The organism is Pseudokineococcus marinus, from assembly GCF_013004605.1.
Taxonomy (GTDB): domain Bacteria; phylum Actinomycetota; class Actinomycetes; order Actinomycetales; family Quadrisphaeraceae; genus Pseudokineococcus; species Pseudokineococcus marinus.
Map to the genome: position 1 here is coordinate 1 of NZ_JABEMA010000020.1, position 23,001 is coordinate 23,001.

At 74.7% G+C, this 23,001-nt stretch carries 33 protein-coding genes and 5 pseudogenes; 18 read left to right on the plus strand and 20 right to left on the minus strand.

Annotated features, from left to right (window positions below; genetic code table 11):
- From HLB09_RS03035 to HLB09_RS18170, 4 genes and pseudogenes are all read left to right on the plus strand, one after another.
- Nucleotides 1–366, plus strand: a pseudogene (locus HLB09_RS03035) (hypothetical protein); the annotation flags it as partial.
- Complete coding sequence (locus HLB09_RS03040; protein WP_171201937.1) at nt 363–911, plus strand: GNAT family N-acetyltransferase; 549 nt, start codon at nt 363–365, stop codon at nt 909–911. The pseudogene HLB09_RS03035 and the gene HLB09_RS03040, both read left to right, overlap by 4 nt.
- A gap of 183 nt (nt 912–1,094) precedes the next feature.
- On the plus strand, nt 1,095–1,640 hold the full coding sequence (locus HLB09_RS03045; RefSeq protein WP_171201938.1) for a hypothetical protein: 546 nt from the start codon (nt 1,095–1,097) through the stop codon (nt 1,638–1,640).
- Entirely contained in the window at nt 1,637–2,590 is a 954-nt protein-coding gene (locus tag HLB09_RS18170) for an MFS transporter permease (protein WP_171201939.1), read from the plus strand. Before HLB09_RS03045 ends, HLB09_RS18170 begins: the two co-directional genes overlap by 4 nt.
- Before the next feature lie 25 nt (nt 2,591–2,615).
- On the opposite strand, the gene HLB09_RS18175 is transcribed toward HLB09_RS18170, so the two are convergent.
- A complete protein-coding gene (locus HLB09_RS18175; protein ID WP_171201940.1) occupies nt 2,616–3,068 on the minus strand; it encodes a hypothetical protein in 453 nt (150 codons plus the stop codon).
- Nucleotides 3,069–3,195: 127 nt separating this feature from the next.
- Nucleotides 3,196–3,489 (minus strand): annotated as a pseudogene (locus HLB09_RS20285) (VOC family protein); the annotation flags it as partial.
- On the opposite strand from HLB09_RS20285, the pseudogene HLB09_RS20290 reads away from it, so the two are divergent.
- Nucleotides 3,488–3,829: pseudogene (locus HLB09_RS20290) on the plus strand (GNAT family N-acetyltransferase); the annotation flags it as partial. The pseudogenes HLB09_RS20285 and HLB09_RS20290 overlap by 2 nt on opposite strands.
- A gap of 121 nt (nt 3,830–3,950) precedes the next feature.
- Here the strand turns inward: HLB09_RS20290 and HLB09_RS03070 are convergent.
- The 3 genes from HLB09_RS03070 to HLB09_RS03080 are packed head-to-tail and all read right to left on the minus strand — an operon-like array spanning nt 3,951 to nt 5,154.
- Nucleotides 3,951–4,421 (minus strand): DUF2975 domain-containing protein, encoded by a 471-nt coding sequence (locus HLB09_RS03070; protein WP_171201941.1) that lies wholly within the window; start codon nt 4,419–4,421, stop codon nt 3,951–3,953.
- Entirely contained in the window at nt 4,421–4,684 is a 264-nt protein-coding gene (locus HLB09_RS03075) for a helix-turn-helix domain-containing protein (RefSeq protein WP_171201942.1), read from the minus strand. The genes HLB09_RS03070 and HLB09_RS03075 overlap by 1 nt, the downstream gene beginning before the upstream one ends.
- The gene (locus HLB09_RS03080) at nt 4,684–5,154 is read right to left on the minus strand and encodes a DUF2975 domain-containing protein (protein ID WP_171201943.1); all 471 of its coding nucleotides are present in this window, start codon (nt 5,152–5,154) and stop codon (nt 4,684–4,686) included. The genes HLB09_RS03075 and HLB09_RS03080 overlap by 1 nt, the downstream gene beginning before the upstream one ends.
- Nucleotides 5,155–5,843: 689 nt before the next feature.
- Between HLB09_RS03080 and HLB09_RS03085 the strand changes: the two genes are divergently transcribed.
- Nucleotides 5,844–6,140, plus strand: a complete 297-nt coding sequence (locus tag HLB09_RS03085) for an antibiotic biosynthesis monooxygenase family protein (RefSeq protein WP_171201944.1) — start codon at nt 5,844–5,846, stop codon at nt 6,138–6,140.
- Nucleotides 6,141–6,236: 96 nt separating this feature from the next.
- Here HLB09_RS03085 and HLB09_RS03090 read toward each other — a convergent pair whose 3' ends face one another.
- A complete protein-coding gene (locus HLB09_RS03090) occupies nt 6,237–6,647 on the minus strand; it encodes an ester cyclase (RefSeq protein WP_171201945.1) in 411 nt (136 codons plus the stop codon).
- A 224-nt stretch (nt 6,648–6,871) separates the two neighbouring features.
- On the opposite strand from HLB09_RS03090, the gene HLB09_RS03095 reads away from it, so the two are divergent.
- Nucleotides 6,872–7,066: a hypothetical protein gene (locus HLB09_RS03095; protein WP_171201946.1), complete on the plus strand. Its 195-nt coding sequence runs from the start codon at nt 6,872–6,874 to the stop codon at nt 7,064–7,066.
- Between the two features lie 94 nt (nt 7,067–7,160).
- On the opposite strand, the gene HLB09_RS03100 is transcribed toward HLB09_RS03095, so the two are convergent.
- Complete coding sequence (locus HLB09_RS03100) at nt 7,161–7,367, minus strand: hypothetical protein (protein ID WP_171201947.1); 207 nt, start codon at nt 7,365–7,367, stop codon at nt 7,161–7,163.
- A gap of 205 nt (nt 7,368–7,572) precedes the next feature.
- On the opposite strand from HLB09_RS03100, the gene HLB09_RS03105 reads away from it, so the two are divergent.
- A complete protein-coding gene (locus HLB09_RS03105) occupies nt 7,573–7,845 on the plus strand; it encodes a hypothetical protein (protein ID WP_171201948.1) in 273 nt (90 codons plus the stop codon).
- Nucleotides 7,846–7,900: 55 nt separating this feature from the next.
- Here HLB09_RS03105 and HLB09_RS17660 read toward each other — a convergent pair whose 3' ends face one another.
- Nucleotides 7,901–8,098 carry a nucleoside/nucleotide kinase family protein gene (locus HLB09_RS17660; RefSeq protein ID WP_212770474.1) on the minus strand — a complete coding sequence of 66 codons (198 nt, stop codon included), beginning with the start codon at nt 8,096–8,098 and terminating at the stop codon, nt 7,901–7,903.
- Nucleotides 8,099–8,244: 146 nt separating this feature from the next.
- Between HLB09_RS17660 and HLB09_RS17665 the strand changes: the two genes are divergently transcribed.
- Together HLB09_RS17665 and HLB09_RS03115 are read left to right on the plus strand one after the other, a co-directional pair.
- On the plus strand, nt 8,245–8,565 hold the full coding sequence (locus HLB09_RS17665; protein ID WP_212770475.1) for a hypothetical protein: 321 nt from the start codon (nt 8,245–8,247) through the stop codon (nt 8,563–8,565).
- Nucleotides 8,566–8,749: 184 nt separating this feature from the next.
- Complete coding sequence (locus HLB09_RS03115) at nt 8,750–8,953, plus strand: hypothetical protein (RefSeq protein ID WP_171201949.1); 204 nt, start codon at nt 8,750–8,752, stop codon at nt 8,951–8,953.
- A 91-nt stretch (nt 8,954–9,044) separates the two neighbouring features.
- Here HLB09_RS03115 and HLB09_RS03120 read toward each other — a convergent pair whose 3' ends face one another.
- Complete coding sequence (locus tag HLB09_RS03120; RefSeq protein ID WP_171201950.1) at nt 9,045–10,280, minus strand: MFS transporter; 1,236 nt, start codon at nt 10,278–10,280, stop codon at nt 9,045–9,047.
- The gene (locus HLB09_RS03125) at nt 10,277–10,912 is read right to left on the minus strand and encodes an ArsR/SmtB family transcription factor (RefSeq protein WP_212770476.1); all 636 of its coding nucleotides are present in this window, start codon (nt 10,910–10,912) and stop codon (nt 10,277–10,279) included. The genes HLB09_RS03120 and HLB09_RS03125 overlap by 4 nt, the downstream gene beginning before the upstream one ends.
- A 130-nt stretch (nt 10,913–11,042) precedes the next feature.
- Between HLB09_RS03125 and HLB09_RS03130 the strand changes: the two genes are divergently transcribed.
- The 3 genes from HLB09_RS03130 to HLB09_RS03140 all read left to right on the plus strand — a co-directional run bounded on the left by HLB09_RS03130 (nt 11,043) and on the right by HLB09_RS03140 (nt 12,830).
- Nucleotides 11,043–12,038, plus strand: coding sequence for a GNAT family N-acetyltransferase (locus HLB09_RS03130; protein WP_171201951.1), 996 nt, complete (start codon nt 11,043–11,045; stop codon nt 12,036–12,038).
- Between the two features lie 161 nt (nt 12,039–12,199).
- Complete coding sequence (locus HLB09_RS03135) at nt 12,200–12,424, plus strand: hypothetical protein (RefSeq protein ID WP_171201952.1); 225 nt, start codon at nt 12,200–12,202, stop codon at nt 12,422–12,424.
- Between the two features lie 103 nt (nt 12,425–12,527).
- Complete coding sequence (locus HLB09_RS03140) at nt 12,528–12,830, plus strand: S1 domain-containing protein (RefSeq protein WP_171201953.1); 303 nt, start codon at nt 12,528–12,530, stop codon at nt 12,828–12,830.
- 113 nt (nt 12,831–12,943) lie between these two features.
- Here HLB09_RS03140 and HLB09_RS03145 read toward each other — a convergent pair whose 3' ends face one another.
- From HLB09_RS03145 to HLB09_RS03155, 3 genes are all read right to left on the minus strand, one after another.
- A complete protein-coding gene (locus HLB09_RS03145) occupies nt 12,944–13,588 on the minus strand; it encodes a CG0192-related protein (protein WP_171201954.1) in 645 nt (214 codons plus the stop codon).
- Between the two features lie 115 nt (nt 13,589–13,703).
- Nucleotides 13,704–14,738, minus strand: a complete 1,035-nt coding sequence (locus tag HLB09_RS03150) for a hypothetical protein (RefSeq protein ID WP_171201955.1) — start codon at nt 14,736–14,738, stop codon at nt 13,704–13,706.
- On the minus strand, nt 14,735–15,364 hold the full coding sequence (locus tag HLB09_RS03155; RefSeq protein ID WP_212770477.1) for a SigE family RNA polymerase sigma factor: 630 nt from the start codon (nt 15,362–15,364) through the stop codon (nt 14,735–14,737). The genes HLB09_RS03150 and HLB09_RS03155 overlap by 4 nt, the downstream gene beginning before the upstream one ends.
- Nucleotides 15,365–15,557: 193 nt before the next feature.
- On the opposite strand from HLB09_RS03155, the gene HLB09_RS03160 reads away from it, so the two are divergent.
- The 3 genes and pseudogenes from HLB09_RS03160 to HLB09_RS18180 all read left to right on the plus strand — a co-directional run.
- Nucleotides 15,558–16,124 (plus strand): RNA polymerase sigma factor, encoded by a 567-nt coding sequence (locus HLB09_RS03160; RefSeq protein WP_171201956.1) that lies wholly within the window; start codon nt 15,558–15,560, stop codon nt 16,122–16,124.
- The gene (locus HLB09_RS03165; protein ID WP_171201957.1) at nt 16,121–16,843 is read left to right on the plus strand and encodes a hypothetical protein; all 723 of its coding nucleotides are present in this window, start codon (nt 16,121–16,123) and stop codon (nt 16,841–16,843) included. Before HLB09_RS03160 ends, HLB09_RS03165 begins: the two co-directional genes overlap by 4 nt.
- Nucleotides 16,844–17,033: 190 nt before the next feature.
- Nucleotides 17,034–17,519 (plus strand): annotated as a pseudogene (locus HLB09_RS18180) (class I SAM-dependent methyltransferase); the annotation flags it as partial.
- Between the two features lie 237 nt (nt 17,520–17,756).
- Here the strand turns inward: HLB09_RS18180 and HLB09_RS03175 are convergent.
- Together HLB09_RS03175 and HLB09_RS03180 are read right to left on the minus strand one after the other, a co-directional pair.
- On the minus strand, nt 17,757–18,668 hold the full coding sequence (locus tag HLB09_RS03175; RefSeq protein ID WP_171201958.1) for a MerR family transcriptional regulator: 912 nt from the start codon (nt 18,666–18,668) through the stop codon (nt 17,757–17,759).
- Nucleotides 18,669–18,829: 161 nt separating this feature from the next.
- Nucleotides 18,830–19,597: a tyrosine-protein phosphatase gene (locus HLB09_RS03180; protein WP_171201959.1), complete on the minus strand. Its 768-nt coding sequence runs from the start codon at nt 19,595–19,597 to the stop codon at nt 18,830–18,832.
- A 211-nt stretch (nt 19,598–19,808) separates the two neighbouring features.
- On the opposite strand from HLB09_RS03180, the gene HLB09_RS03185 reads away from it, so the two are divergent.
- Complete coding sequence (locus HLB09_RS03185) at nt 19,809–20,453, plus strand: dihydrofolate reductase family protein (protein WP_171201960.1); 645 nt, start codon at nt 19,809–19,811, stop codon at nt 20,451–20,453.
- Between the two features lie 170 nt (nt 20,454–20,623).
- Here the strand turns inward: HLB09_RS03185 and HLB09_RS03190 are convergent, their stop codons facing one another.
- From HLB09_RS03190 to HLB09_RS03210, 5 genes are all read right to left on the minus strand, one after another.
- Nucleotides 20,624–20,854, minus strand: coding sequence for a hypothetical protein (locus HLB09_RS03190; RefSeq protein WP_171201961.1), 231 nt, complete (start codon nt 20,852–20,854; stop codon nt 20,624–20,626).
- 97 nt (nt 20,855–20,951) lie between these two features.
- Nucleotides 20,952–21,140: a hypothetical protein gene (locus tag HLB09_RS03195; RefSeq protein WP_171201962.1), complete on the minus strand. Its 189-nt coding sequence runs from the start codon at nt 21,138–21,140 to the stop codon at nt 20,952–20,954.
- Between the two features lie 121 nt (nt 21,141–21,261).
- On the minus strand, nt 21,262–21,426 hold the full coding sequence (locus tag HLB09_RS03200) for a hypothetical protein (protein ID WP_171201963.1): 165 nt from the start codon (nt 21,424–21,426) through the stop codon (nt 21,262–21,264).
- The gene (locus HLB09_RS03205; protein ID WP_171201964.1) at nt 21,423–21,992 is read right to left on the minus strand and encodes a hypothetical protein; all 570 of its coding nucleotides are present in this window, start codon (nt 21,990–21,992) and stop codon (nt 21,423–21,425) included. Before HLB09_RS03205 ends, HLB09_RS03200 begins: the two co-directional genes overlap by 4 nt.
- Nucleotides 21,993–22,152: 160 nt before the next feature.
- Entirely contained in the window at nt 22,153–22,641 is a 489-nt protein-coding gene (locus HLB09_RS03210) for a hypothetical protein (RefSeq protein ID WP_171201965.1), read from the minus strand.
- Nucleotides 22,642–22,917: 276 nt separating this feature from the next.
- On the opposite strand from HLB09_RS03210, the pseudogene HLB09_RS19715 reads away from it, so the two are divergent.
- A pseudogene (locus HLB09_RS19715) lies at nt 22,918–23,001 on the plus strand (Crp/Fnr family transcriptional regulator); the annotation flags it as partial.

Consider the following 23,001-nt stretch of genomic DNA (forward strand, 5'->3'; position numbering starts at 1 on the left):
ACCTGGCGCGCCCTGGCCGCGGCCTCGACCGTCGCCTGGGCGACGGCGCCCGAGGACGCCCGCGTCACCCTCGCCGGCGAGGACGCGCCCGCCTCCGAGCTGGCCGAGCGGCTGCTGCTCGACCTCGTCGTCCACGCGTGGGACGTGCGCGCTGCGCTGGCCGCCGGGCGGGACGCCGGTGGGCGTGGGGCGAGCGAGGCGAAGGGGGACGTCGGCGGGTCCGGCGCCTGCGTGGAGCACTGCCTGGCGTGGGTGCGCGCGCACCAGCGCCTGCTCGCCGGCTCGGGGCGCTTCGGCACCCCGGCCGAGCCCCGCTCGGCGGACCCCCTGGACCAGCTGCTGGCCCTCGTCGGCCGCCGTCCGTGAGCCCGGCGGCGCCCGGCGGGGGCGTCGACGTCGCGCTGCGCCTCGTCGCCGAGGACGACGTCGCGGTGCTGGCCCACCTCGCCCGCGCCAACATCGCCTTCCTCGCCCCGTGGGAGCCCGAGCGCGGCCCGGACCACGCCACCGAGGACGGGCAGCGCCGCCTGGTCGAGGTGGCCCTCGCCCAGCACGCCGCGGGCACGCACTGGCCCGCCGTCGTCCTCGCGGACGGCGCCGTCGTCGGGCGGCTGACCGTCAGCGACGTCGTGCGCGGCCCCTTCCTCAGCGGCCACCTCGGCTACTGGGTCTCCGAGCACGTCGGCGGCCGCGGCGTCGGCACGGCCGCCGTGGCGCAGGCCGTCGCCCTCGCCCTCGGGCCCATGGGCCTGCACCGCCTGCAGGCGGCCACGCTCCCCCACAACGAGCGCTCGCGCGCCGTGCTGCGGCGCAACGGCTTCGAGGAGATCGGGTACGCGCCGCGCTACCTGCGCATCGCCGGCCGCTGGCAGGACCACGTGCTGCACCAGCGCCTCACCGACGACGGCTGAGCACGCACCGGTGCGTCCGGACGACACGGGCCTGCCGACACGCCCGACGGCCGGCGCGGCAGGGCGGGCACGGCCCTCGGGCACCGCTGCGCGTGACAGGCTGCCCGCTCGGGACCGTCGGGCGCTGCTCGTCATGACGAGCCGAGCGGGGCGGTGCGACGGGGTGGTCCGAGGGGGGACGCGATGACGCAGACCGGCGTGGCGGTGCGCGCAGCCGACGGGGACGGCGGTCGCACGCCCTCGACGACGAGGACGACGCTGCGGCTCAGCGCGGTGGGGCGCGCCTGGCGCGCCGGCGTCGTCGCGGTCCTCGCGGTCGGCTTCGTCGCCGGCAGCCTCGTGGGCGACGACCACTGGTGGCCCTTCTCCCCCTGGCGCATGTTCTCGACGTCGAGCTCTCCGGACGGGGCCGTGCGCGTCTTCGTCCTCGAGGTGACGACCCCGAACGAGCCGGGCTGGCGCGAGGTGCCCATCAACCTCTGGGTGGTGGGGCTCAACCGCGCCGAGCTCGAGGGCCGCTGGCCGCTCGTGCAGGAGCGCCCCGAGGTGCTCGTGACGCTGGCGGACGCCCACGCGCGCCTCGAGCCCGAGCAGGAGCGCTGGGACGGCGTCCGCCTCGTGCGCCGGTCCACCCCCATGGCGGGCGGGGTGCCCGACCGGGAGGCGACCACCGACCAGCCGCTCGCCGTCTGGACGGCCGACGGCGGCGCGCAGGTGCTGGGCTCGTGAGCAGCGCGACGGACCACCGGCCCGACGACGCCTCCCCCGCCCCGGCCGGCCGGCCCGGGCGCGGGCGGCTGTCGGCGTGGCTCTTCTGGGACGCTCCCCTGGCCCGCGTGGCCTGGCTGCGCCTGGCCGTCTACGCCTTCGTCGTCGTCGACGTCCTCTGGCTGCACTCGACCGGCCGCTACCACGGCGCCGCGGACCCGGTCTGGTACTCACCGCTCGTCCTCGGCGACTGGCTCGGCGTCCCGGCCGCGACCGTGCTCCTCGCCGAGGCGACCCGGTGGGGGTCGGTCGCCTTCGCGCTCGCCGCCATGACCGGGCGGGCGCCCCGCATGCTCGGCTGGGCGACCGCCCTGTGCTGGATCTGGTTCCAGTACATCGCCTTCGCCTACGGCAAGGTGGACCACGACCGGGCCGACTTCCTCGTCGCCCTCCTTCTGCTCCCGACCGTCGGCGCGGCCCACCTGTCGGACCGCCGGCGGTCCGAGGCCGCCGGCTTCGCCCTGCGCGCGGTGCAGCTCATGGCCATCGCCACCTACTTCCTCGCCGCCGTCGCCAAGATCCGCTTCGGCGGGTGGGAGTGGGTGCAGAGCGCGACCATCGCCCGCGCCGTCGTCCGCCGCGGCACCGTGGTGTCGGAGTGGATGCTCGACGTGCCGTGGCTCCTGCAGGCCTTCCAGTGGGGGTTGCTGGGCGCCGAGCTGCTGTCCCCGGTGATCTTCGTGCTGGCGCTGCGGTGGCAGCGGCGGGTCGTCGGGGCCTGGTACCTCTTCCACCTGGCGACGTACGCGGCCATCACCATCGCGTTCTGGCCGCACCTCGTGATGATGCTCGCCTTCCTCCCGCTCGAGCGGGCGCTGCCGGCGGCGCGACGGCGCTGGGACCGCCTCCGGGGTCGGGAGGTCGACCGCGGAGCCCGCCAGCCCCTCGTCGCCCCGGGCCGCGACGGCTGATCGGGCGCGAGCCGCTCCGACGACGTCAGCGGGCGTCGACGCGACGCCGCCGCAGCGCGTCGACCGCCCCCACGACCGCGAGGACTCCCGTGGCCACCGTCGCCAGGCCGACGGGGTGGAGGAAGGCGAAGACCTCGAGGCCGTCGCCCCAGCCGCTGAGCCGGTACCGCGCGACGACGACCGCGGCCACGACGACGTGCGGCACCACGAGCGCGAAGCCCGTGGCGACGTAGGCGAGGTAGCCCGCTCGCGCGCGCCACGCCAGGGCGGCGGCCACCGGGACGAGCGCGTAGGCGAGCCACCAGAGCCACTCGGTCACGAAGGTCGTGTCGTAGGTCGTCCCGTCGAGAGTCGTGGCTCCCGGCGCGGTCACGAGGGCCAGCACCCCGAGCGCCGTGGACGCAGCGCCGGCGACGGCGACCGCAGGCCACGGGGCGACGCGGCGGGCAGGGGCGGCGGGGTTCTCCCGGAGGGCCATGGCGGAGGGTCCCACCCCCGAGGCGTGACAGAGAGGTCATCTCCGCAGGTGCTGGCTGATGGCGGCGTCCCCTCTCGGGCGGCTCCCCGGGCGCGGCGTCGCTCTCGTCGAGGCCGATGACGGCGCCGTGGGGGTCGCGCACCTGGGCGATGCGACGTCCGGGCTCCACCTCGAGCGGCCCCCGCAGGCGGTGCGCTCCCGCCGAGACGAGCACCCGGAGAGCGGCGTCGAGGTCGGGGACCGACCAGTAGGGCACCGTGCTGGCGCCGGAGGGGTTCTTCTCCGGATCGGCGGGGTGGAAGCCGAGCTCGACACCGCCGGGCAGGTCGATCCAGGCGAAGGCGACGCTGCGTCGCGGACGGACGTCGAGGACCCGCGCCCACCAGGCGCAGGAGGCCCCCGGGTCGTCGCAGAAGACCATGACGGCCCGCACGCCGGTCAGCTGCAGGCGCTCGTCCTCACCCCGCGTCGCTCCGGCCACACCTCCTTCCTACGCTCCCCCCGGTCACGACGTGGACTCGCAGGACCGCCCGACGGGATCCGCCCTGGCCGGACCCCACCGCGAGGACCGACGCTCGGGGACAGCGGAGCTGTCCTCCCTGTACGTGCACCCCGAGCACGCCCGCTCCGGCGTCGGCACGGTGCTGCTGGCGCGGACGCAGGAGCAGCTGGCCGCAGGCGGCTTCGTCCGCGCCTCGCTGTGGGTGCTCATCAGCAATCACAGCGCCCGCCGCTTCTACGAGCGCTGCGGGTGGTCCCTCGACGGGCGCACCCGCGTCGACGTCCTCGCCGGGACGCCCCCGCACGAGACGCTCATGACCACCGAGCCCTTGACCACCGAGCTCCTGGCGCTCCTGACGACGTCCCCGCGTCCCGACCGGCTCACCACCTCGCCCGGTCACCGTTGCGCTCGTGCTGCAGGACCGCGAGCGCCCACCTCCGCAGCAGGACCACGCCGACCAGGAGGCCCGGGGACGCGACGACCACGAGCCCGGCGGCGGGCCCGCCGACGTGCTCGACCCCGCCGGCGTGCGCGCCCACGCCGGCGACCAGCGCCACCGCGACGACGAGCGCGGCCGCCATCACGTCGGCCCAGCGTCGCGCCCCCGTCGTCGGAGCCCCGCTCGCCTCCACCGCGGCGAGGACCCGCCACGCCGCCAGGAGGGCCAGCTCCACCGCCCCGAGCGCCAGGACCGCGACCAGCAGGTACGGGCGCTCGAGGTGCGCCACCTCGGAAAAACGGGCGGCCGAGTCCGCCGCCGTGCGCGGCAGCACGACGACCTGCAGCACCACGACGGCGACGGCAGCGGTAGCGAGACCTCCGCGGAGGACGCCGAGGTGCTCCTGCGTCATCACGCGTCGACACGCCGTCCGGCGAGCGGCCCCGCTCCCCGGTCGGCGTCCTCGCCGTCGTCGGGCTCCCACCGCAGGAGATCGCCGGGTTGGCAGTCGAGGGCCGCGCAGACGGCCTCCAGGGTGGTGAAGCGGACGGCGCGCGCCCGCCCGTTCTTCAGCACCGAGAGGTTGTTGACCGTGATGCCGGTGCGTTCCGCCAGCTCGCCCAGCCGCACCTTGCGCCGGGCCATCACCACGTCGAGGTCGACGACGATGGCCATCAGACGACCTCGGCCAGCTCGGCGTGCTGGTCGGTGGCCTGGTGCAGCAGAGCCCGCATCACGACCATGAGCAGAGCCACCCCAGCACCGACCAGCGCCAGCAGGACGCCCGACACCCACGCCGGGGAGCCGACCGTCGCCGAGACCCAGGAGCTGGTGCCGAGGACCAGCGCGCTGGCGGTCGCGGTGGCGCCGATGAAGACGTCGACGTACCGGTAGGCGGCCGGGTCGAAGATCCTGCTCTGGGCGACGAGCCGCAGGAGGGCCATGACGCAGACGGCCGCCACCTGCACGCACGCGAGGGTCGCGACGGCCAGCACGAGCACGGGCGCCTGCGCGGACGCCGCCTCCGGGTACCGCCGTGCGGCGTCCGCGGCGAGCCCCGGCAGCACGAGCACCTGGACGGCCAGCACGAGCACGACCACGACGGCGAGGACCACCTGCAGCGCCGTTCCGGCAGGACGAGACACGCGACCACTCCCCGACGACCACGTCCACCGACGGTCGGTGACGACACACCGATAGTCGATGGGTCGAGGCGGTCAGGTCAAGTGCTCGGCGTCAGGGTGGCCTCAGGTGCGCGGGACGTCCGGGAGGTGGCCGGCCCCGGCCGGCGAACCCGGACCGGCGCAGACGCCCGACGCCTGCAGACGGTGCGATGCGAGCTGTGCCCTCGTGCGACTCCTGCGCCCTGCGCCCGCCTCCGTCGTGGCACCGCTCGCGCCGTGCGCCTGCACGACGTGGCCGGCCGACGCCTCCGCGTCGTCGCCCCGGACCGACGCCCATCGGCACCACCAGCCCGCGCACCGAGGGCGGCGTGGCGCTGCATGCGCTCGCCCCCGCCCTCGGCGAGCCCTGGGGCGACGAGGACCGCCTCCCGGACGCGGAGCGGACCGCCCCGCGGGCCTTCGCCGACCGCGACATCCGGGCGCGGACCCCCGTCGAGCACGACGACCGCCACCGGCTACCTCGTCGCCCGAGGCTCCACGGTGGAGGACGCCGGCGTGGACGAGGACTGGGCGGCGGACGAGGACTGGGCGGCGGACGAGGACCGGGCGGTGGTCGCCGACCACCTCCTGGCGCCCTCGGACCAGCTGTCGGACGACGACCCCGGAGGCACGGCGCCGCCTCGCGGGCGGCGTCTGCCACGATCGCGAGCATGGTGCTCGAGCACGCCCTCCTGTCGGTCGTGCCGGGGCAGGAGGAGGACTTCGAGGCCGCCTTCCACGAGGCGAGCGCCATCATCGCGGGCATGCCGGGCTTCGGGCGGCTGACGCTCTCCGGATGCCTGGAGCGCCCCGGCACCTACCTCCTGCTCGTCGAGTGGGACCGGCTGGAGGACCACACCGTCGGCTTCCGCGGCTCGCCCGAGTACCAGCGCTGGCGCCGGCTGCTCCACCGCTTCTACGAGCCCTTCCCCGTCGTCGAGCACTTCGAGCACGTGCTCACCGCCTGAACCACCATCCGCGCCGCCCCGCCGCGCGTCCGGTCGACGACCGCGGCGCTGGGTGGTCGCCGCGCAGCCGACCCTGCACCTGCGTCGCAGCACGGCTCAGGTCGCGCCACGCCCGGTGCTACGTACCTGCGCCCTCACCGCGTCGGCGTCGAGCAGGGAGTGCACCTCGGCGATCCTGCCGTCGACGTAGCGGTAGAAGACGTGCTCGCAGAAGGTGACCCGCCTGCCGTCGACCGGTGCGCCGAAGAGCTCCCCGCCGGGCGTGCAGTCGAAGACGAGGCGGGCCGCCACCTGGTCCCGATCCGCGACCAGGAGGTCGAGTCCGAAGGTCAGGTCGGGGATGCGCGCGAAGTCCTCCTCCAGCATCCGCCGGTACCCCGGCAGGCCCAGGCGCCGGCCGTTGTGCTGCACGTCCTCGCCGACGTGCTCGTGCAACCGGTCGAGCTCCCTGCGGTTCAGGCACGCCAGGTACCGCTCGTAGGCCGCGCGCAGCCCTCTCTCGTCCACCCGGGCACCCTGGCACCGTCGAGATCGCGTCCGCACGGAGGACGGCCCGACCTCGGTGCACCAGCTCGGCCCAACGCTGCTGGGGCGGCTGCGTGCCCGTGCCCGCGGCGAAGCGACGCCTCATCGCCGCGAGCACGAAGGCGACGCTGCGCCCGATGGTCTCCTCCGTCTGATGGTGGGTCCACGCGCTGTGCGGCAGACGCGCCCAGGTGTCGACGTTGTAGGTGGTCGCGGGTAGCCGCCGCGATGACGTACCGGTCGCCCTCGTCGACGAGGGCGTCCCCCGTGCACTGCGCCTGCACCTCGACGTGCCCCTCGTCGACGGCGCTGCCTCCCTCTCACCGCACCTGGCGCACGCCGATCTACCGGCCGTCCCCTGGACCTACGCCGTCGTCCCCCGGCGCCCGGCGGTCTCCTGACGAGCCTGGCTCGGGCATCCGGAGCGGTCGCCGCGCACCCGGGCGTCGTCATCGACATGAGGCCGTCATCGCCTCCCCCGTCGACGGGCCGTGGTCAGGAGCGCAGCACCCGCCCCGATCGCGCCGACCACCAGCCCGACGGCGAGGACCCACGGCACCGCCAGGGCCAGGATCCCGAGGCGATGTCGGCGCCGCCCTCACCGGTCGGTCGACGCAGCCCCCACACCCCCACGAGCGAGAGCGCGGCGCCGACCACCAGCAGCGCGTACGAGACGCGGTCCAGGGCTCCGGATGTCGTCATCGATGCCTCCTCGCCCGAGCAGCGCCACCACCAGGCAACAGCCGGGACGGCGGGTGGGCACCGCACGCGATCGAGAGCCACCTCGCTGGTCGCGTCCGCCGTTCCGGCGCGTCATCCGCTCGTCCGACATGTCCCGACGACCCAGCGCGGTGTTCGCTCCGGTAGACAAGGGCGCTCGAGGACGGACATCTCGGGAGGGGGCACGGTGAGGCGCTTCGCCGCGTGGCTGGGACTGTCGGACGCGCGGGCCGACGACGAGGGCGGCGTGCCCTCGTGGCACGGGGTCAGCACGCGCGCCAGGCGGCTGTGCGGTGCGGCCTGGCTCCTGGTCGCGGTCGCCACCTTCGCGCTCCTGCGGTGGCTCATGCCCCTCGACGACGGCCTCGCCGGCACGGCGCCCGTCGTCATCGCCGTCCTCCTCGGCGCCCTGGGTCTGGCGTGGACCGAGCGGGCCCTGGTCTCGGCACCCCGCTCGTAGGCGGCTACAGGTACCGGTCGTCGCTCGCGGACCTCGGTCGAGCCGCTCCGGCGCGTCACCGCAGCAGGGTCGGCGCGTCGAGGTCCTCGTTGTCCACCACGTGCGTGGCGGCCTCGTAGGGGCGCGCGTCGCGCACGTACAGCCGCTGACCCTCCACGTAGCGGTGGTCGGCGGGGTCGGTCGGGTCGGGAGAACCCGTGCCGTCGCGCAGGACGCACCGCCGCAGGCTCGTGGCCGGTCGACCTCGAGCCACAGCGACCACGACCACCGGCCTCTCAGCTCGGGCCGGTGCAGGAAGATGCCGTCCAGGACGAGCACGCTCCCGGGAGCCGCCCGGACCTGCTCCGCGACGTCGGGGCGGTCGGCCCGGACGTCGAAGACGTGGGTGCGGTGCACCCCGTGCCCGCCCGGCCCCAAGGGGGCGAGCAGCTCGCGCTCGAGGGCGGCCAGGTCGTAGGAGTCGCGGTAGAAGCCCTCCGGGTCCTCGCGTCCCCGCGCGTGGCGCAGGGCGCGAGGCTGGTGGAAGCCGTCGACGGAGGCGTGCACGACCGCGCGCCCCCGGTCCCGCAGCGAGCGCGCCAGCTGGGCGGCGACGGTGGTCTTGCCGGCGCCGTCCACCCCGTCGACCGCGACCCGCACGAAGGGATCGGGCGGCAGGGCGTCCACCTCGGCCGCCAGCTCGTCGAAGAGCACGGGGTGCCGTCGGGCACCGCTCGCTGACCGCACGCGCTCAGTGTGGTGGCTCGTCCGACGACGCCTCCGACGACTCGCGCGGCACCTCGCCCTCCGGCTCGAGCAGCTCCAGCAGGTCGCCGTGGCAGCCGCGGCTGTCGAGGCGCCGAGCCGGGCGGGCAGGCGAGCTGGACGTGATGGACCACGGTGACCCCAGCGTCTCGACGTCGAGGTGCTCGCCGTCGAGGGAGCAGGCGGTCGAGCGTCGACGCGGGCGACGTCCGGCGCCGAGGACGTCTCCGAGGCCCTCGGACGGGCGGCGAGCCGGGCCGACGACCGCGACGTCGTCGTCGACCTCGAGGAGGCCCCGAGCTCGCAGGAGCCCGGTCCCGGGCTCGTCCGCCTGCCGGGCCGAGACCCGGACGCCTCAGCGTGAGGACCGCTGCGACGCCGAGGGGCGAGACCGGTCCCTCACCGGCGCTCCCGGTCGTCCGCACCGCCAGGACGACGGCCCCCGACGCCGGTCGTCAACGGTCCACGGCGGTGAGGCGGCGGACGCCGGGGGCGGCGAGAGCGGCCAGCGTGGCGACGGCGACGAGCCCGGCGCCCGCGAGCAGGGTGGCCGGGGTGCCGAGGACGGCGGAGACGGGCCCGACCAGGGCCAGACCCACGGGCGCCAGGGCGAAGGAGCCGAGGGCGTCGTAGGAGGAGACGCGCGACAGGGCCTCTCCGGGGACGTGCTGCTGCAGAGCGGTGGCCCACAGGACGTCGAAGACGGTGACGGCGACGCCGCCGAGGGCCATCGCCGCGGCGACGAGCAGGACCGGCGCCTGCAGGGCCAGGAGCACCAGCGGCGGGACGAGGAGCAGCACGGACAGGACCCCGGCGCGCACCGGCCGACGGGGCCGCACCCGCAGGGCCACCGCCCCGCCGACGAGCAGGCCGACCGCCTCGGCGGTGAGGACGAGCGACCACGACGCGGGCCCGGCGTACTCCTGCAGGGCCACGACAGGGCCGAGGACCCGGGTCAGGCCGGAGAAGCAGGCGTTGACGACGGAGAACTGGACGACGACCACCCACACCCACTGGCGCGAGACGGTCTCGCGCCACCCGCCCGCCAGGTCGCCCAGCAGGGTCGGCGGCTCCGCCCGCGGGACGTGCGTCGCCCGCATCCCGGCCAGGAGGGCGGCGGAGACCAGGTACAGGACGGCGGTGACGACCAGCGCCCACCCCGCGCCGGCCGCGGCGACGAGGACGCCCGCGAGGGCGGCGCCGACGACGGCGCCCACGTTCTCCGACAGCCGCAGCAGCGAGTTGGCCCCGTGGAGCTGGCCGGCGCGCACGAGGGTGGGGACGATGCCCGCCGCGGCCGGCATGTAGAGCGCCGACGCGGCGCCGTTGACGGCCATCAGCGCCAGGACCCACCCCAGGGGCGGGTCTCCGACGAGCAGCAGCGCGGCCACACCGGCCAGGGACAGCCCCGCCACGAGCTCGGCGGCCGCCATGAGCGACCGGCGGGGCCAGCGGTCGGCGAGCACTCCCCCGGCGAGCAGGAAGACCATCTGCGCGACGACCCGGGCACCCAGCACGAGACCCACCCGCCCGGCGCCGGACCCGTCGGCGTCCAGCAGCCCGAACGCCAGCGCGACGGCGACCATCGCGTTGCCGAGCACCGCCGCCAGCCGGGAGGCGAACAGCCGCCGGAAGGGCTGCACAGCGAGCACTGCGGCGTCGGCGCGCCACCCGGTGGTCGTGGTGCTCACGCCGGGGCCTGCGGGGTCTCGGCCGCCGGTCCGCCCCCGCCGGCACGTGGACCGCCCTCGCCGTCGTCGGCCGGATCACCGTCGTCGGCCGGACCAGGCCCGGCGAGCATCTCGAAGACGTAGAGCAGGGCGCTGACGCGGCGGGCGCCGTCCGCGTGCGGAGCCCGGGCACCCTCGTGCAGCAGCGACCCCGCGCGCCGGACCAGCTCGAGCACCTCGGTCCACGTCGCCTCCTCGACCCACACCTCGGCGTCGGAGAAGGCGCCCTCGCCGTCGGGGGCTCGCTGGGCGGTGCGCCGCGACAGCTCCGCGCCCAGGGCCGCGACCAGCGCCCGCTCGTCGGAGGGGTCTCGCCGTGACAGCCGCTGCCCGCTGGAGGGCACGTGCCGGTAGCGGACCGCACGACCGCCGCGCACGACCTCGTGGCCGGCCACCTCCAGCAGCCCCGCCGCGTGCAGCCGCCGCAGGTGGTAGCTCACGTTGGCCTGGGTCTGGTCGAGGTGCCGGGCCGCCTCCGCCGCGCTCATCGCCGATCCGGTCAGCAGCGACAGCAGCTGCAGCCGCAGCGGGTGGGCCACCACCCGCAGGCTCGAGAGCTCCTCGGGTGCCGGGCTGACGTCTCCTCCGTCCACGACGGCGGAGTCTGCGACCTCCCCCCGCCCACCGTCAAGCATCTCTTTGGCGGTCACTGCTGGCCGTCCGCCGACGATCGCTCGGTCGGGACGTCGCCATGCCTCCCGACAGACCTGCGAGGGTCCGCCTGTGGGAGACCTGCTCGACGCGATGGTGAGGGCACGATCGGCGTGGACGTCGAGCACGGTGCGGGGCTGGTACTCCGAGCAGGACCTGTGCCGGCACCTCCGCGCGGCGCTGGCGGACGAGGCCCGGTGGGTCGGTGACGTCGGCTTCGGCCGCGCCTTCCGCGACGCCGTCGGCCTGCCCGGCATTCCCGACCCGCTGGACTGGGCCAACCGCGCCGTCGAGCTGCCGGGCGGCGGGTGGGCCGTGACGCACCTGCGCTTCCGCCTCGGCGACGTCGCCCGCCCCTTCGTCGACGTCGTCGCGACCACCGCCCCGCCGACGCCCGACGGCCTCGCGCTGGTCGCCGGCACCGTGCTGCCCGCCTACGCGCCCTTCAGGCCGGTGTCCCTGCGGATCGAGGTCCCCGACGGGGCGGGCCTGCTCGCCGCCCTCGGCTCGGACGACCGCTTCGGCCGCTGCGGCCCGGCCCTGCACGTGGTGGCCGGCCGCGTCGAGGATCTCCTCCTTCGCCCGCGAGCCGGCTCCTACCCCTCGGTCCGCCTGCGCCCGACGGACCCCGGAGGGGCTGCGGAGCGCGCGGAGGCCGCCTACGCCGAGCTGGCCGCCGGACGACCGCAGAGCCGGGCGTGGGCCGCCGCCGAGAGCGTCGCGTCGCTGTCGGCGTGCGCCGAGGAGGGACTGCTCTTCGAGGTCGTCGTCGACGGGCAGGTGGCGGGAGTGGTCGCCGCCGCCCGTGACGACGACCACGGCCTCGTCGGGTCCACCGTCAGGGAGCTGTGCCTGGACAGCCGGCACCGCGGGCGCCGGCTCGCCGCCGCCGTCCTGCAGCGCCTGGTCGACGAGCTGCCCGCGCGACCCGGCGACGTGCTCTGGGGCACCGTGCACCCCGGCAACCGGCCGTCCTTGCGCACAGCCCTCTCCATCGGGCGCACGACGACGTCCTCGCTGCTGTGGGTCGCGCCTCGCGGCCACCCCGGCATGCCCGTCGAGCTCTGAGAGTCCGCCCGGCGCGACGCTCGCAGCATCTGCGTCGCTGCGCTGCAGACCATCTCGGGCCTTCGGCAGCGACACGCGAGTCCCGTCGGGGAGCGCTGCTGCGAGCTGCCACCGCGGCGCCAGGAGCAACGAACCGTCCAGACCCCGCCTACCGTCGTGACATGGGCGCGAGGCGGGACGACGACCAGCCCTCCGGCTGGGGCGGGACGAGCGCCGCGATCGCCGTGGCGACGGCGGTTGTCGTCGGCGTGCTCGCGACCTACGCCCTCGACGCCCTGGTGCCGCTCGACGGTGTCGTCGCCGTGCTGCCGCTGGCCCTGGGCGTCGCTGCCGGCGTCGCCGTCGGCCGTGCGCACGGCCGACGCCGCACGCCCGGCCGGCGCTGACGCGCACCGCCCACGACGGCGACCTCGGTCGGCGCCGCACCCTCGACGTCATGGCGGGGCCGCGCGGCGGTCGCTCGACGCCCGGCTCGGGCAGCATGCGCCCATGGCGGTCGCGGCGGTGGTCCGGGAGTGGGACGAGGTCGGCGGCTGGGGCGTCCTCGACGCGCCCGAGACGCCCGGCGGGTGCTGGACGCACTGGTCGAGCGTCGCCGTCGAGGGCTTCCGCAGCCTGGCGGTGGGCCAGCGCGTCGAGCTGGAGTGGGAGGCGGCGGAGCAGGACGGCTACGCGTACCGCGCCGTCAGAGCCTGGCCGGCAAGCGCCGATCCGGGTGAGGGCCGCGGCGTCGAGCCGCAGAGCGCCTTCAGCAGTGAGCTGACTCTCCGCTCCCACGACGACCCGAGCTGAGCGGAACGCCGGCACGACGGCGGGTCCCGCCGGATCTCATGCTCGCCGTCCCCGTCATGTCACCAGCCACCTGCGCGCGACGACTGGCGCACGAGCGCGCGGCAGCCGTCCCCTCAGGTGGACCGCGCGAGCGTCGCCAGCACCAGCGGCACGTCCTGCCCCGGCCAGGTGCCGGTGAGGACCAGCGCGTGAGCAGACCTGCGCGTCCCGTCCGTCGGCACGTGCAGGAGGGTGAGGACGTCGCCGGCCGCCCGCACCCGGGTGGTCGTGCCCTCGACGTCCACGGCAGCCCTTGACCAGTCGGGTCCGCCGCCGGCCGACGAGGTGCCGCTGCCGAGCACGTGGGTGGTGCCGGGCTCCAGGACGAGGCCCCGCTCGGTGGCCTCGAACAGGTCGGCCTCGCGGCCACCCGTGGCGACGGTGACCGCCAGCGCGGTCAGGTAGACGGGGTCGTGGCGGGCGTCGTAGACCCACCGGTCGCCGAGCGTCGTGTGCGTCATCGTGGTGACCAGCGACGCTGCGGCGGACTCCAGCGGCGCGCCGCGGTAGGTGAGCGGCACCTGCAGCACCTGCCCGTCGGCGGTGCCCAGCAGGTGGGTCTCCATGCCTACCTCACCGGCGGGGTCGTCGAAGCGGTAGGAGCCCAGCCGGCTCAGCGTCGAGGTGTCCGTGCCGGAGGCCCACGGCTGGAGGGGGACCCAGGCCTGCAGGAGATGGGACTTGCCGGGCACGATCGTCGCCGGGTGGTGGACGGCCATGACGGCATTCTGGCAGCCGGACGGCGAGCGAGCCGGGCCCTCGGGACGTCGTCAGCGACCGACCTCCCCGCGGACGCGCCGTCGCCCCGATCGCTCGCCGGACGGCGTGCCGGGATCAGCTGGTCGCCGGGTCGTGCGGGGGGACGGTGATGCCGTGCGCGTCGAGGTAGACCTCGGCGGCGGCGAGCACGGGTGCCTGGGCGTCACGGATCTGGGTGAGGCGCCCCTGCGCGTCGGCGATGTGCTCGCCCTGCCACTGGCCCGCGAGGGCGGCGAGGGCCTCGACGCTGCCGAGCTCGTCCTTGCAGCCGAGGTCGACCTCGGCGATGCGGCGCAGCTCCTCGGGGGTGGCGTCCTCGGGGATGGTGGGCAGGAGGCCGGGGAAGCCCTCCTCGCCGGCCTGGGTCCGGACGCCGTCGGCGCGCACGCACTGGGCCCAGTCCTCGGCGACGGCCTGGCTCTGGTCGGTGAGGTCGGGGATCGGCGGGCCCTGGTCCTCGATGAGGTTCTCGTCGTAGACCAGGCCCGCCTCGTCGGCCTGGGCGATGCAGGCCAGGGCCTGGTCGAGGTCGCTGCCGTCCTTCGGAGTGCCGTCGTAGGCCGACCTCGGGGCGACGTCGCCGGGGTCGGGTCGGGGGGTGTACCCGAGGCCGTCGAGCTGGGACTGCTGCCACAGCCCGTAGACCTGGAAGCCGTCGTCGGGGATCACCGGCACGCTGACCTGCTGGGCGACGCCCTCGTAGCCGGGCACACCCGCCTCGGCGAGGCAGGTGGCGCGGAAGTGCTCCAGCGCCGCGTACTGGATGGCGTAGTCCTGGGGCGTCCAGTCCCAGGCGTCCAGCGGCGAGACGACCGTCCCGGCCGCGGGGTCGAAGACCACGCCCGCCGGTTCGTCCTCGGCCTGGGTGGCGGTCGCGCTGGGGTCACCTGCCGCCGGCGCGGGCCGTCCGTCACCGGAGTCGGGCAGCACCGCCTGGACACCGGCCGCCGAGGTGGCCACGGCTGCGAGGGCGAGGGCGGCGACGCCGCTGCGGCGGGCGACCCGCCGGCGGCGGCCGGCGCGCAGGATCTGCTGGTCGTCGACGTGGATGGCAGGGGTCTCGCGGGCCATCGCCTGCAGGTGGGTGACGAAGTCGTCGTCGTGGGTCATCGCACTCCTCCGGGGCGGGTGGTGGCGGGAAGGGTCGAGGGCTGTGTCGGGGAGGTGTCGGTGGTGAGCAGGCCGCGGAGCTGGGCCAGGCCGCGGGCGGCGGTCGACTTCACGGTGCCGACCGAGACGTCGAGGTCGTCGGCGACCTCGCGTTCGGACAGGTCCATGAGGTAGCGCAGGACCACGACGCGACGGCGGCGCGCGCTGAGCTGGCGCAGCGCGCGGACCAGGGCGTCCCGTTCGGCCAGGGCGTGCTCGCGTGACGGCGAGGTCGCGGTGCCTGCCGCCTCCTCCTCGAGGGGCGCCACCTCGCGGCGCAGCTTGCGCCAGGAGTCGATGCGGGCGTTGGCCATCACCCGCCGGGCGTAGGCCATCGGGTCGTCCGCGCTGGCGCGCGGCCAGGCGGCGTAGGTGCGCACGAGAGCCTGCTGGACCAGCTCCTCGGCGTGGTGACGATCTCCGGTCAGCAACCACCCGAGTCGCCCGAGGACGGGCGAGGCGCCGCGCATGAAGGCCGTGAACTGCTCGTCCCGCGAGCCGCTCCACCCGCCCCGCCACCCGCTGGCGAGGTCGTCGGCCTCGACGGCTCCGCCGTCGTCGTCTGGTCCTACCTCCGTGGCCCTCACACCCTGAACACGGATCAGGAGGACGAAAGGTTGCTCGGCGCGCACGACTGATCTCCAGGAGAGTGGTCGACGTCTCGGACCGGCACGGCTCGGTGGTGCTGGACCCGGTCACTCGGGACCGGCTGCCGGGACGTCCACGACACGCGCCCGGGTCGCGCCCGTAAGGACGGCCCTCTGGCGGACATTGCTGGGTATGAGCCCGGCGCAGACTGACCCCTCACCACCGGGGGCCGACGCTGTCCGCTTCACCGCCCTGTGGGAGGCCTACGCCGGGCGCGTGCTCGCGTACGCGCTGCGGCACACCGACCACCACCTCGCCCAGGAGGTCGTCTCGGAGACCTTCCTCGTGGCGTGGCGACGCCTCGCTGACGTGCCCGGCGATCCCCTGCCGTGGCTGCTGGTCGTCGCCCGCAACACCGTGAGGAACCAGCACCGGTCCGGCTACCGCCGCGGGGTCCTCGAGCACGAGATCAGCCGGCTGCACGAGCTCGCCGTCCCAGCGCCCGGCGTCGACGAGGTCGTCGCCGAACGCGCGGACGTCCTCGCCGCGCTGGCCGCCCTGACCGGCAAGGAGAGAGAAGCCCTCCTGCTCGTCGCCTGGGACGGACTGGCGCCAGCCGACGCCGCCCGCGTGGCCGGCTGCTCGGTGCCCACGTTCCACGTCCGCCTCCACCGCGCCCGCCGTCGCCTCCGAGGACACCAGTCCGCGACCGACGCGCACGACCCCTTGCCCGTCCTCAGCCCCCGGAGCGCCCCGTGAACGACGACCGACTCACCGTGCTGCGCCAGGTGCGGCCGGAGCCGTCGCTGGACGTCGTGTGGACCGCTGACGAGCAGCGGTCCGTGCTCGCGCGGATCCTGGCCGACCGCCGGACCGGCGAGCAGCAGGCGGCAGTGCCTCGACGCACGAAGCGGGCCGCCGTCGCGGGCGTCGCCGCCCTCGCCCTCATGGCCGCGCCCGGGCTTGCCGTGGCCATCGACGACGGGATCAAGGAGCGGGCCTTCGTGGACGCCTACGGCTACTGGGCCGAGACCCTCGGCGGTCCGGTCGACCCGGCGGCGGCGACCCGCGTCGTGACGGCGCCCGGTCCCTACGACGGGACCTTCAGCGTGCTGGCCAGCACCAGCAGCGAGGGCATGACCTGTGTGGCAACGGTCTTCGAGACAGCCAGCAGCGCGACCGCTGACCTGCCCGACGACTTCAACGACGGCGGCAGCTTCTGCCACGAAGCGCCGAGCACCCGCCCCTTCGGCCTCGACACGATCATGTACGGCGACACCGCTGTCGTGTGGTGGGCGCACGCCGGTGACGCCGTCACCGGCGAGCTCGTCGACACGGACGGCGCCGTCTACCCCGTGGTGCTGGCGGAAGGCTACCTCTTCGGCTGGTACCCCTCGCCGTCGCGGGAGCCCGACGACCGACCCACTCTCGTCGGGTACGCCGCCGACGGCAGCGAGGTGGGCAGGTTCCTGATGTAGCGGAATCCCGATGCAGCGGGTCGGGGCTCTGGAGCGTCGTGCTCGGCGATGGCCTACCGGACCACCGCGCCGGAGCACCGGGGGCCCTGCCCGCTGCGGGCGCCGGGCATCGCTTCCCCTCGTGCGCGACGCGCAACAGACTGCCCAGGTGACGTCGCCGACGACCCGTGCCCGCACCCGTCCAGGCTGGATGCTCGAGGAGGTCACCACCGCAGGCCGCGAGAACCTCGACGCCGGGCACGTGCGCCGCTACGACGGCAAGGAGGACGCCGACGCCACCGGCGAGGTCGAGCTGCTGCGCCGATGGGGCTCGGGACCCGACTCGGTCCTGCTGGACGTCGGCGCCGGCACCGGCCAGCTGGCGCTGGCGGCCGCGCCGCACTGCGCCCGGGTGGTGGCCGTCGACGTCTCCCCCGTGATGCTCGAGGTCCTCACCGAGAAGATCGCCGCCAGCGGCGTCGACGACGTCGAGGTGGCTCGCGCCGGCTTCCTCACCTACGAGCACACCGGCGCCCCGGCCGACGTCGTCTACTCCCGCTACGCGCTGCACCACCTGCCCGACGCCTGGAAGGCCGTCGCCCTGCACCGCCTCCGCCAGGCGATGCGCACCGGCGGGCTGCTGCGGCTGTGGGACGTCGTCTACGACACCGCGCCCGCGGGCGCCGAGGCCATGTTCGAGGCGTGGTGCGCCACCGGTGCCGAGGGGGACCTCGAGACCGAGGGCGCCTGGACGCGGGCGGAGCACGAGGAGCACGTCCGCGACGAGCACTGGACCTTCACCTGGCTGCTCGAGCCGATGCTCACCCGGGCAGGCTTCGTCGTCGAGGCGCACGAGCACTGGAGTCCTCAATCGGGCATGTCGCATGGACCTACCGGTCCACTGTCACCGACTCGTGCAGCGGTCCTGCCTCCTTCACGGGGCGGGTGGCTCGCGGGTGGCCAGCTCTTCGGTGAGCTCGATGCACCGCAGGCGGGCCGGGGACCAGTCGTAGGGCATCCTTCCCGCGCCGTCGACCAACCCCATGGAGATCCGGGCGCCGCCGGAGCCTCGGGCAGCGTCATCCTCGCCCCCGCCTGCGGGATCGGGGTCGGGGCGCAGGGCATCCCAGGAGTCGAGAAGGGCTTCTTCGTCCTGCGCCAGGCCTGAGCTCTCGATGACGGCGTACAGCGCCAGCTCCAAGGCGTGCCGTGCGGCAGCCACCTGGGCCACGCGGGGGTCGTCGACAGCGACCGTGTCGTCGAGGGCCTCCTCGGCGACCTCGACGCGGTCGGACTGCTCGCGCAGTCCCGGGTGGGTGGCCAGGGCGATGAAGCGGGTGGCGTTGAGGGCCGCGCCGAGCGGGCCGAAGATCCGCTCCATGACCAGGAGGCTGTCCAGGTCGGCCTGGCGCAGGGAGCCCTCGGGCAGGCTCTTGAGGCGGTCGGTGACGACGTCGGAGAGCAGCCCTGCTCTGCTGCCTCGGGTGCGCATGCGCTGCACGGCAGCCCGCTGCCGCTGCAGCTCTTCTGCTCGGGCGGCGAGCGTGCTCTCCAGCCGGACCAGGACGACTTCGACGTCGTGGTCGCCCTCGGCACCGGCGAGGGACGTGCCGGCGAAGGCGTCGCGGATGTCGTCCAGGGGGATCCCGGCGTCGGCCATCTTGCGGATCCACAGCAGACGGATCATGTCCTCGTAGCCGTAGCGGCGGCGGTCGTCGCTGCCTCGCTCGGGTTCGGGCAGCAGGCCGATCTGGTGGTAGTGACGGATCGCCCGGGCTGTTGTGCCGACGAACGCTGCCGCGTCGCCGATCCTGACCTGACGCGGCGGGGTGAAGGGTACGGACATGAGCGGGGCCTTCCTCGGCGGAGCGGGACGTGACCTCACCGGACCACATGCCGCTACGGAAGGTGCAACTCCCCGCACTGCGCGTCTGACCCATCACCTGGGGAAGCTGACCGGCCTGCGATCGCTGGCCGGGCAGCGTCCCGCTGTCGATCCCCTGCCGGTCACCGAGCGTCAGAGCCGGCGCCCCTCAGCATCCGCGCGCGGAGGGCGGCTTCGTCTCCGGGACGCAGGCCGGCAGCGCGCAGCCGACCGAGGGGGTCGGCGGTCCGCAGGAAGTGCCGCATCGCCGCAGCGGCGTCGATGAAGCCATGGTTGGCCAGCACCCGCCGGGTCTCCTCGCTCTCGTCGGGTGCACCCGCGGCCCGCGCGATCGGCCCGGCGAGGCGGCGCCCGCTGTCGGCGTAGTCCGCGACGATCTCCTCGACGCCCACCTCGCACACCAGCAGGACCAGCGCGACGACCAGGCCGGTGCGGTCCCGCCCCTTCGCGCAGTGCACCAGCACCCCACCGGGCCCGGCTTCCGCCACGGCCTGCAGCGCCTGCACGCACCGCTCGGGCCACCGCTGGAGGAAGGGCTCGTAGTACAGCGGCGTGCCGATCAGCCTGCTGCTCGACCATGCGGAGAACTGCTCGTCGTCCTCGAGCCCTTCCTCGAGCGAGATGTTGACGACATCGACGTCCACCCCACCGGGCGTGCTCGGCTTCTCGGCGGCCTCCTGGGACGTCCGGAGGTCGACGACAGTGTGCACGCCGTGGGCGGCCACCTGGTTCCAGCCGAGCTCGTCAAGCAGGACCGGCGCCTCGGAGCGCACCAGCGCGCCCTCACGCATGACGTCTCCGCTCCCAGCGCGCGTACCGCCGAGGTCTCGGGCGTTCCACAGGCCGAGCCAGCCGTCCTGTCCGACTACCGCGTGCCCTGGCGTGGCCATGGCGGCGAGCCTACGAGCGGGCCTTTGGTCTGCCGCCCGCGACGACGTCCCTCACACCGCTAGCCGTTCCACCGCGGATCGCTTTCCGGCTAGCCGGCAGTCGGCTGCTGCCGCGCCGGTCGAGTCGTGCACGGCGCGCCACGCGCGGCGCAGGTGGCGATGAGCACGGACGCCGCCCTCGGTCGACACTCCAACCGACACGAGGAGCGTCATGCCGCAGCTGCTGAAGGTCCAGAACTTCACCGTCTCCGCCGACGGCTACGGCGCGGGCGAGGACCAGAGCCTCGAACGGCCCTTCGGCCACGCCGACCCGGGCACCCTGCTGTCCTGGGTCTTCCCCACCGCCAGCTTCCCGGGCCGCACCGCCCCAGGGGGGAGCCGTGGGCTCGACGACCACCTGGCCCGCGACTTCCACCACGACATCGGCGCGGAGATCATGGGCGCCCACAAGTTCAGCCCGCACCGCGGCCCGTGGACCGACCACGAGTGGCAGGGCTGGTGGGGCGACGAGCCGCCCTTCCACACGCCCGTCTTCGTCCTCACCCACCACCACCGCCCCTCGTTCACCCTCGCCGACACGACCTTCCACTTCGTCGACGGCCCCCTGGAGGAGGTCCTCGACCAGGCACGGACGGCCGCCCGAGGCCGCGACGTCCGCCTCGGCGGAGGCGCTCAGACCATCCGCGCCTTCCTCGAGGCCGACCTCGTCGACACCCTCCACGTCGCCGTCGCCCCGCTGGAGCTCGGAGCGGGCACCCGGCTCTGGGCCTCCCCCGACGAGCTCGACGACCGCTACCACCACGACGTCGTCCCCAGCCCCAGCGGAGTCGTCCACCACCTGCTCTGGCGGCGCTGACCGTCCGCCGGCACGTCGTCCCAGCAGCCGACCGCTTGCCGGCGACCTCCAGCCAGCTCGGAGAGCTCGGCGCTGGCTCCCCCCAGGGCGTCCCGCAACGGATCCTCATCCGGTCACCTCGCATGGACGCCACGGGTACCACCGTCACCGGCTCGTGTAGCAGTGCGCTCTCAACTGAGGTCGGACTGTGGTGCCTGGGGGCGCCAGTAACGCACGCCGGTCGTGAAGGCGGCGCAGAGCGCTACGAGGCCGACGACGACCAGTGGGTGGACCTGCGCATCGGGCCTGAGCAGGGTCGGGACGAGCAGGATGAGGATGCTCGCGCTCACGGACAGGCCGACGATGCACGCGGCCGTGAGCGCGGTCGGGCTCGGCGACCAGCGGTCTGCTCGAGGGGCCATGCCGACCACAGTAGGGACCGAGCAGCGTGTTGGAAGTCCTGCGCCGTCCAGCAGAGAGATCTTCGGCTGCCGCGCCCGAAGGCTGCCGGATGGCCGGCTACGGCAGTTGCTGGTCGTCCTGTCGGTGCCGGACGGCGCGCGTGGCCGTCAGCAAGTCAGTACCGGACCGCTCGCGCACCAGGCGGACGGCGCGGGTGAAGTGCCCGTCGGCGAGGAGGCCGTCGACATCAGCGTCCAGCGGGGCGGGGAGCAGGAGCGCCACCTGCGGCGTCGGCGTGCGTCGCATCGCTGCCGGTAGCCATCGCATCCGGCGAGGCTAAGCCCGCGGCCCGCCACCCCGTGGGTCGCGGCGTCCGGATGGCGGTCGCCTTGAGCCGTCGACGCTCGATGGCGGTCCGCCTCTGGCCTCACTGCTGGCGTCTTCGCCGGTGCCCGGCGCTGGTGCAGCAACCGAGTCCCCGGTGTCCGCTGACGATCGTCGTCCGGTCAGCGATCGTCGTCCGGTCAGCGATCGTCAGGGCGAGCGCAGGTGGCCGGAACAGCACCGCGGCAGTCCACGTCTTGATGGTCATCTGCTGGTTGTCGGCGCGATGCTGCTGGCAGTGCGGGGCCTAGTCTCCGCCGTCGGTTGCGAGGCCTTGCCGCCGACGACGGCGGCGGCGACGAGCGCCACGATCCCGATGACCAGGGTGGCCACGGCCGCGGGACTGATCGACCCGGTCGGGGGCGCGATGCCGAGGTCCTCCGCCCGGTGGTACTGCGCGAAGCTCACCGGTCCGTACAGCAGCGTCGTGACCATCATGACGGTACCGACGACGCCTGTGGCGCAAGCAATACCTAGCGACCGGCGCTGGCCGCTGTCCATCTTCCCCGCCAGGGTCGCGACGAGGACGACCGCCACCAGCCAGGCCAGGACACCTGCGGCCACGAGGATGCCGATGATCCACAGGAAGAAGGAGGACCCTCCCGCCCCGCGGCTGTATAAGGCCGAGATATCTCTGGTCACGGTGAACCATGGGTCGATGACTAGCAGCAGGGCGAGGCACCACGCGACGGACACCGCGGCGGCGCCAGCCACCCGCCGGCGCAAGGCCGCCGTCGAGTGGGCCGTCGGGGCAAGCTCGCGAGGCGTTGACATGCGCCTCATCGTGGCCATCCCTCGCGCCCACCGCCGGTAGATGAGCTGAAGGAGACGGCGCCCTCAGCGCTTTCACAGGCGCAACAGGGCAAAACACGACCGATAGGGAGGCGCGCCATCGGTCGCGTCGTCGCTGACACGCTGACCGGGTGGCGATCGGCTACTGACCTCGTGCCTGAGCTGAACGCCCGCGGGGGGCGACGTGCTCGTCGAAGACGAGGTTGACGAGGTCGGCGGTACGTCGCCCACCGAGCGCGACCGAGCGGACGCGGCGACGGCGGTCGTGGGTGAGGTAGAGGACTGCTTGTCGATGCTTCTTACTGGGCGCGTAAGACGCCGCAACGAGGTACCAGTCGAAACTCTCGCTGCGGATCCGTTGCACCTCTGCGAGCCGATAGCGCGGCGTCCACAGCAGCGCGTGGTCGGTGATCGTGACGTCAGAGACGGCGACACCCAGCCGAAGCGCTCGTACGGTGAGGACCGCGAAGACGGCCGCGAAGCTGGCGCCCAGCCAGTCGTAGCCGTCCGGGGCTTCGACGAGAGCCATGAGCGCCGCGAGCGTGATGAGTAAGCAGGGCGCGGCAACGGTCAGCCGGTGGCGCCAGCTGACGAGGCGCACGGGCCTCGTCCCCCTGTCGTGCTGACTCATGCGCTTTGTCTCCGTCTCTCGTGACCGCTCCGGCAGTCAGCGGCGCACCCACTTGGTCGGTTGGCCAGCAGCCTGCCTCAAGCGTCCTCAACGACTTGTAGCTGTCCTCCCGGTGACGTCGCAGGCTGTCCGGTAGACGACCGCCTGCCGGCGACGCGACGGCAGCTTGAGCACCTCGCCGCCGCTCCCCCGCCGTCGTCCCACTCGGGATCGACCTCCGGTCAGCGTCCCGCTGACGATCACTGGCCGGGCTGCGCTGGTGGCTACTGCCCCCCCATGGGCGCCTCCCGCGAGACCGTCAACAAGGCGCTCGCGGACTTCAGCGGCCGGGGGTGGCTGCGCCCCGAGGCCCGCGCGGTC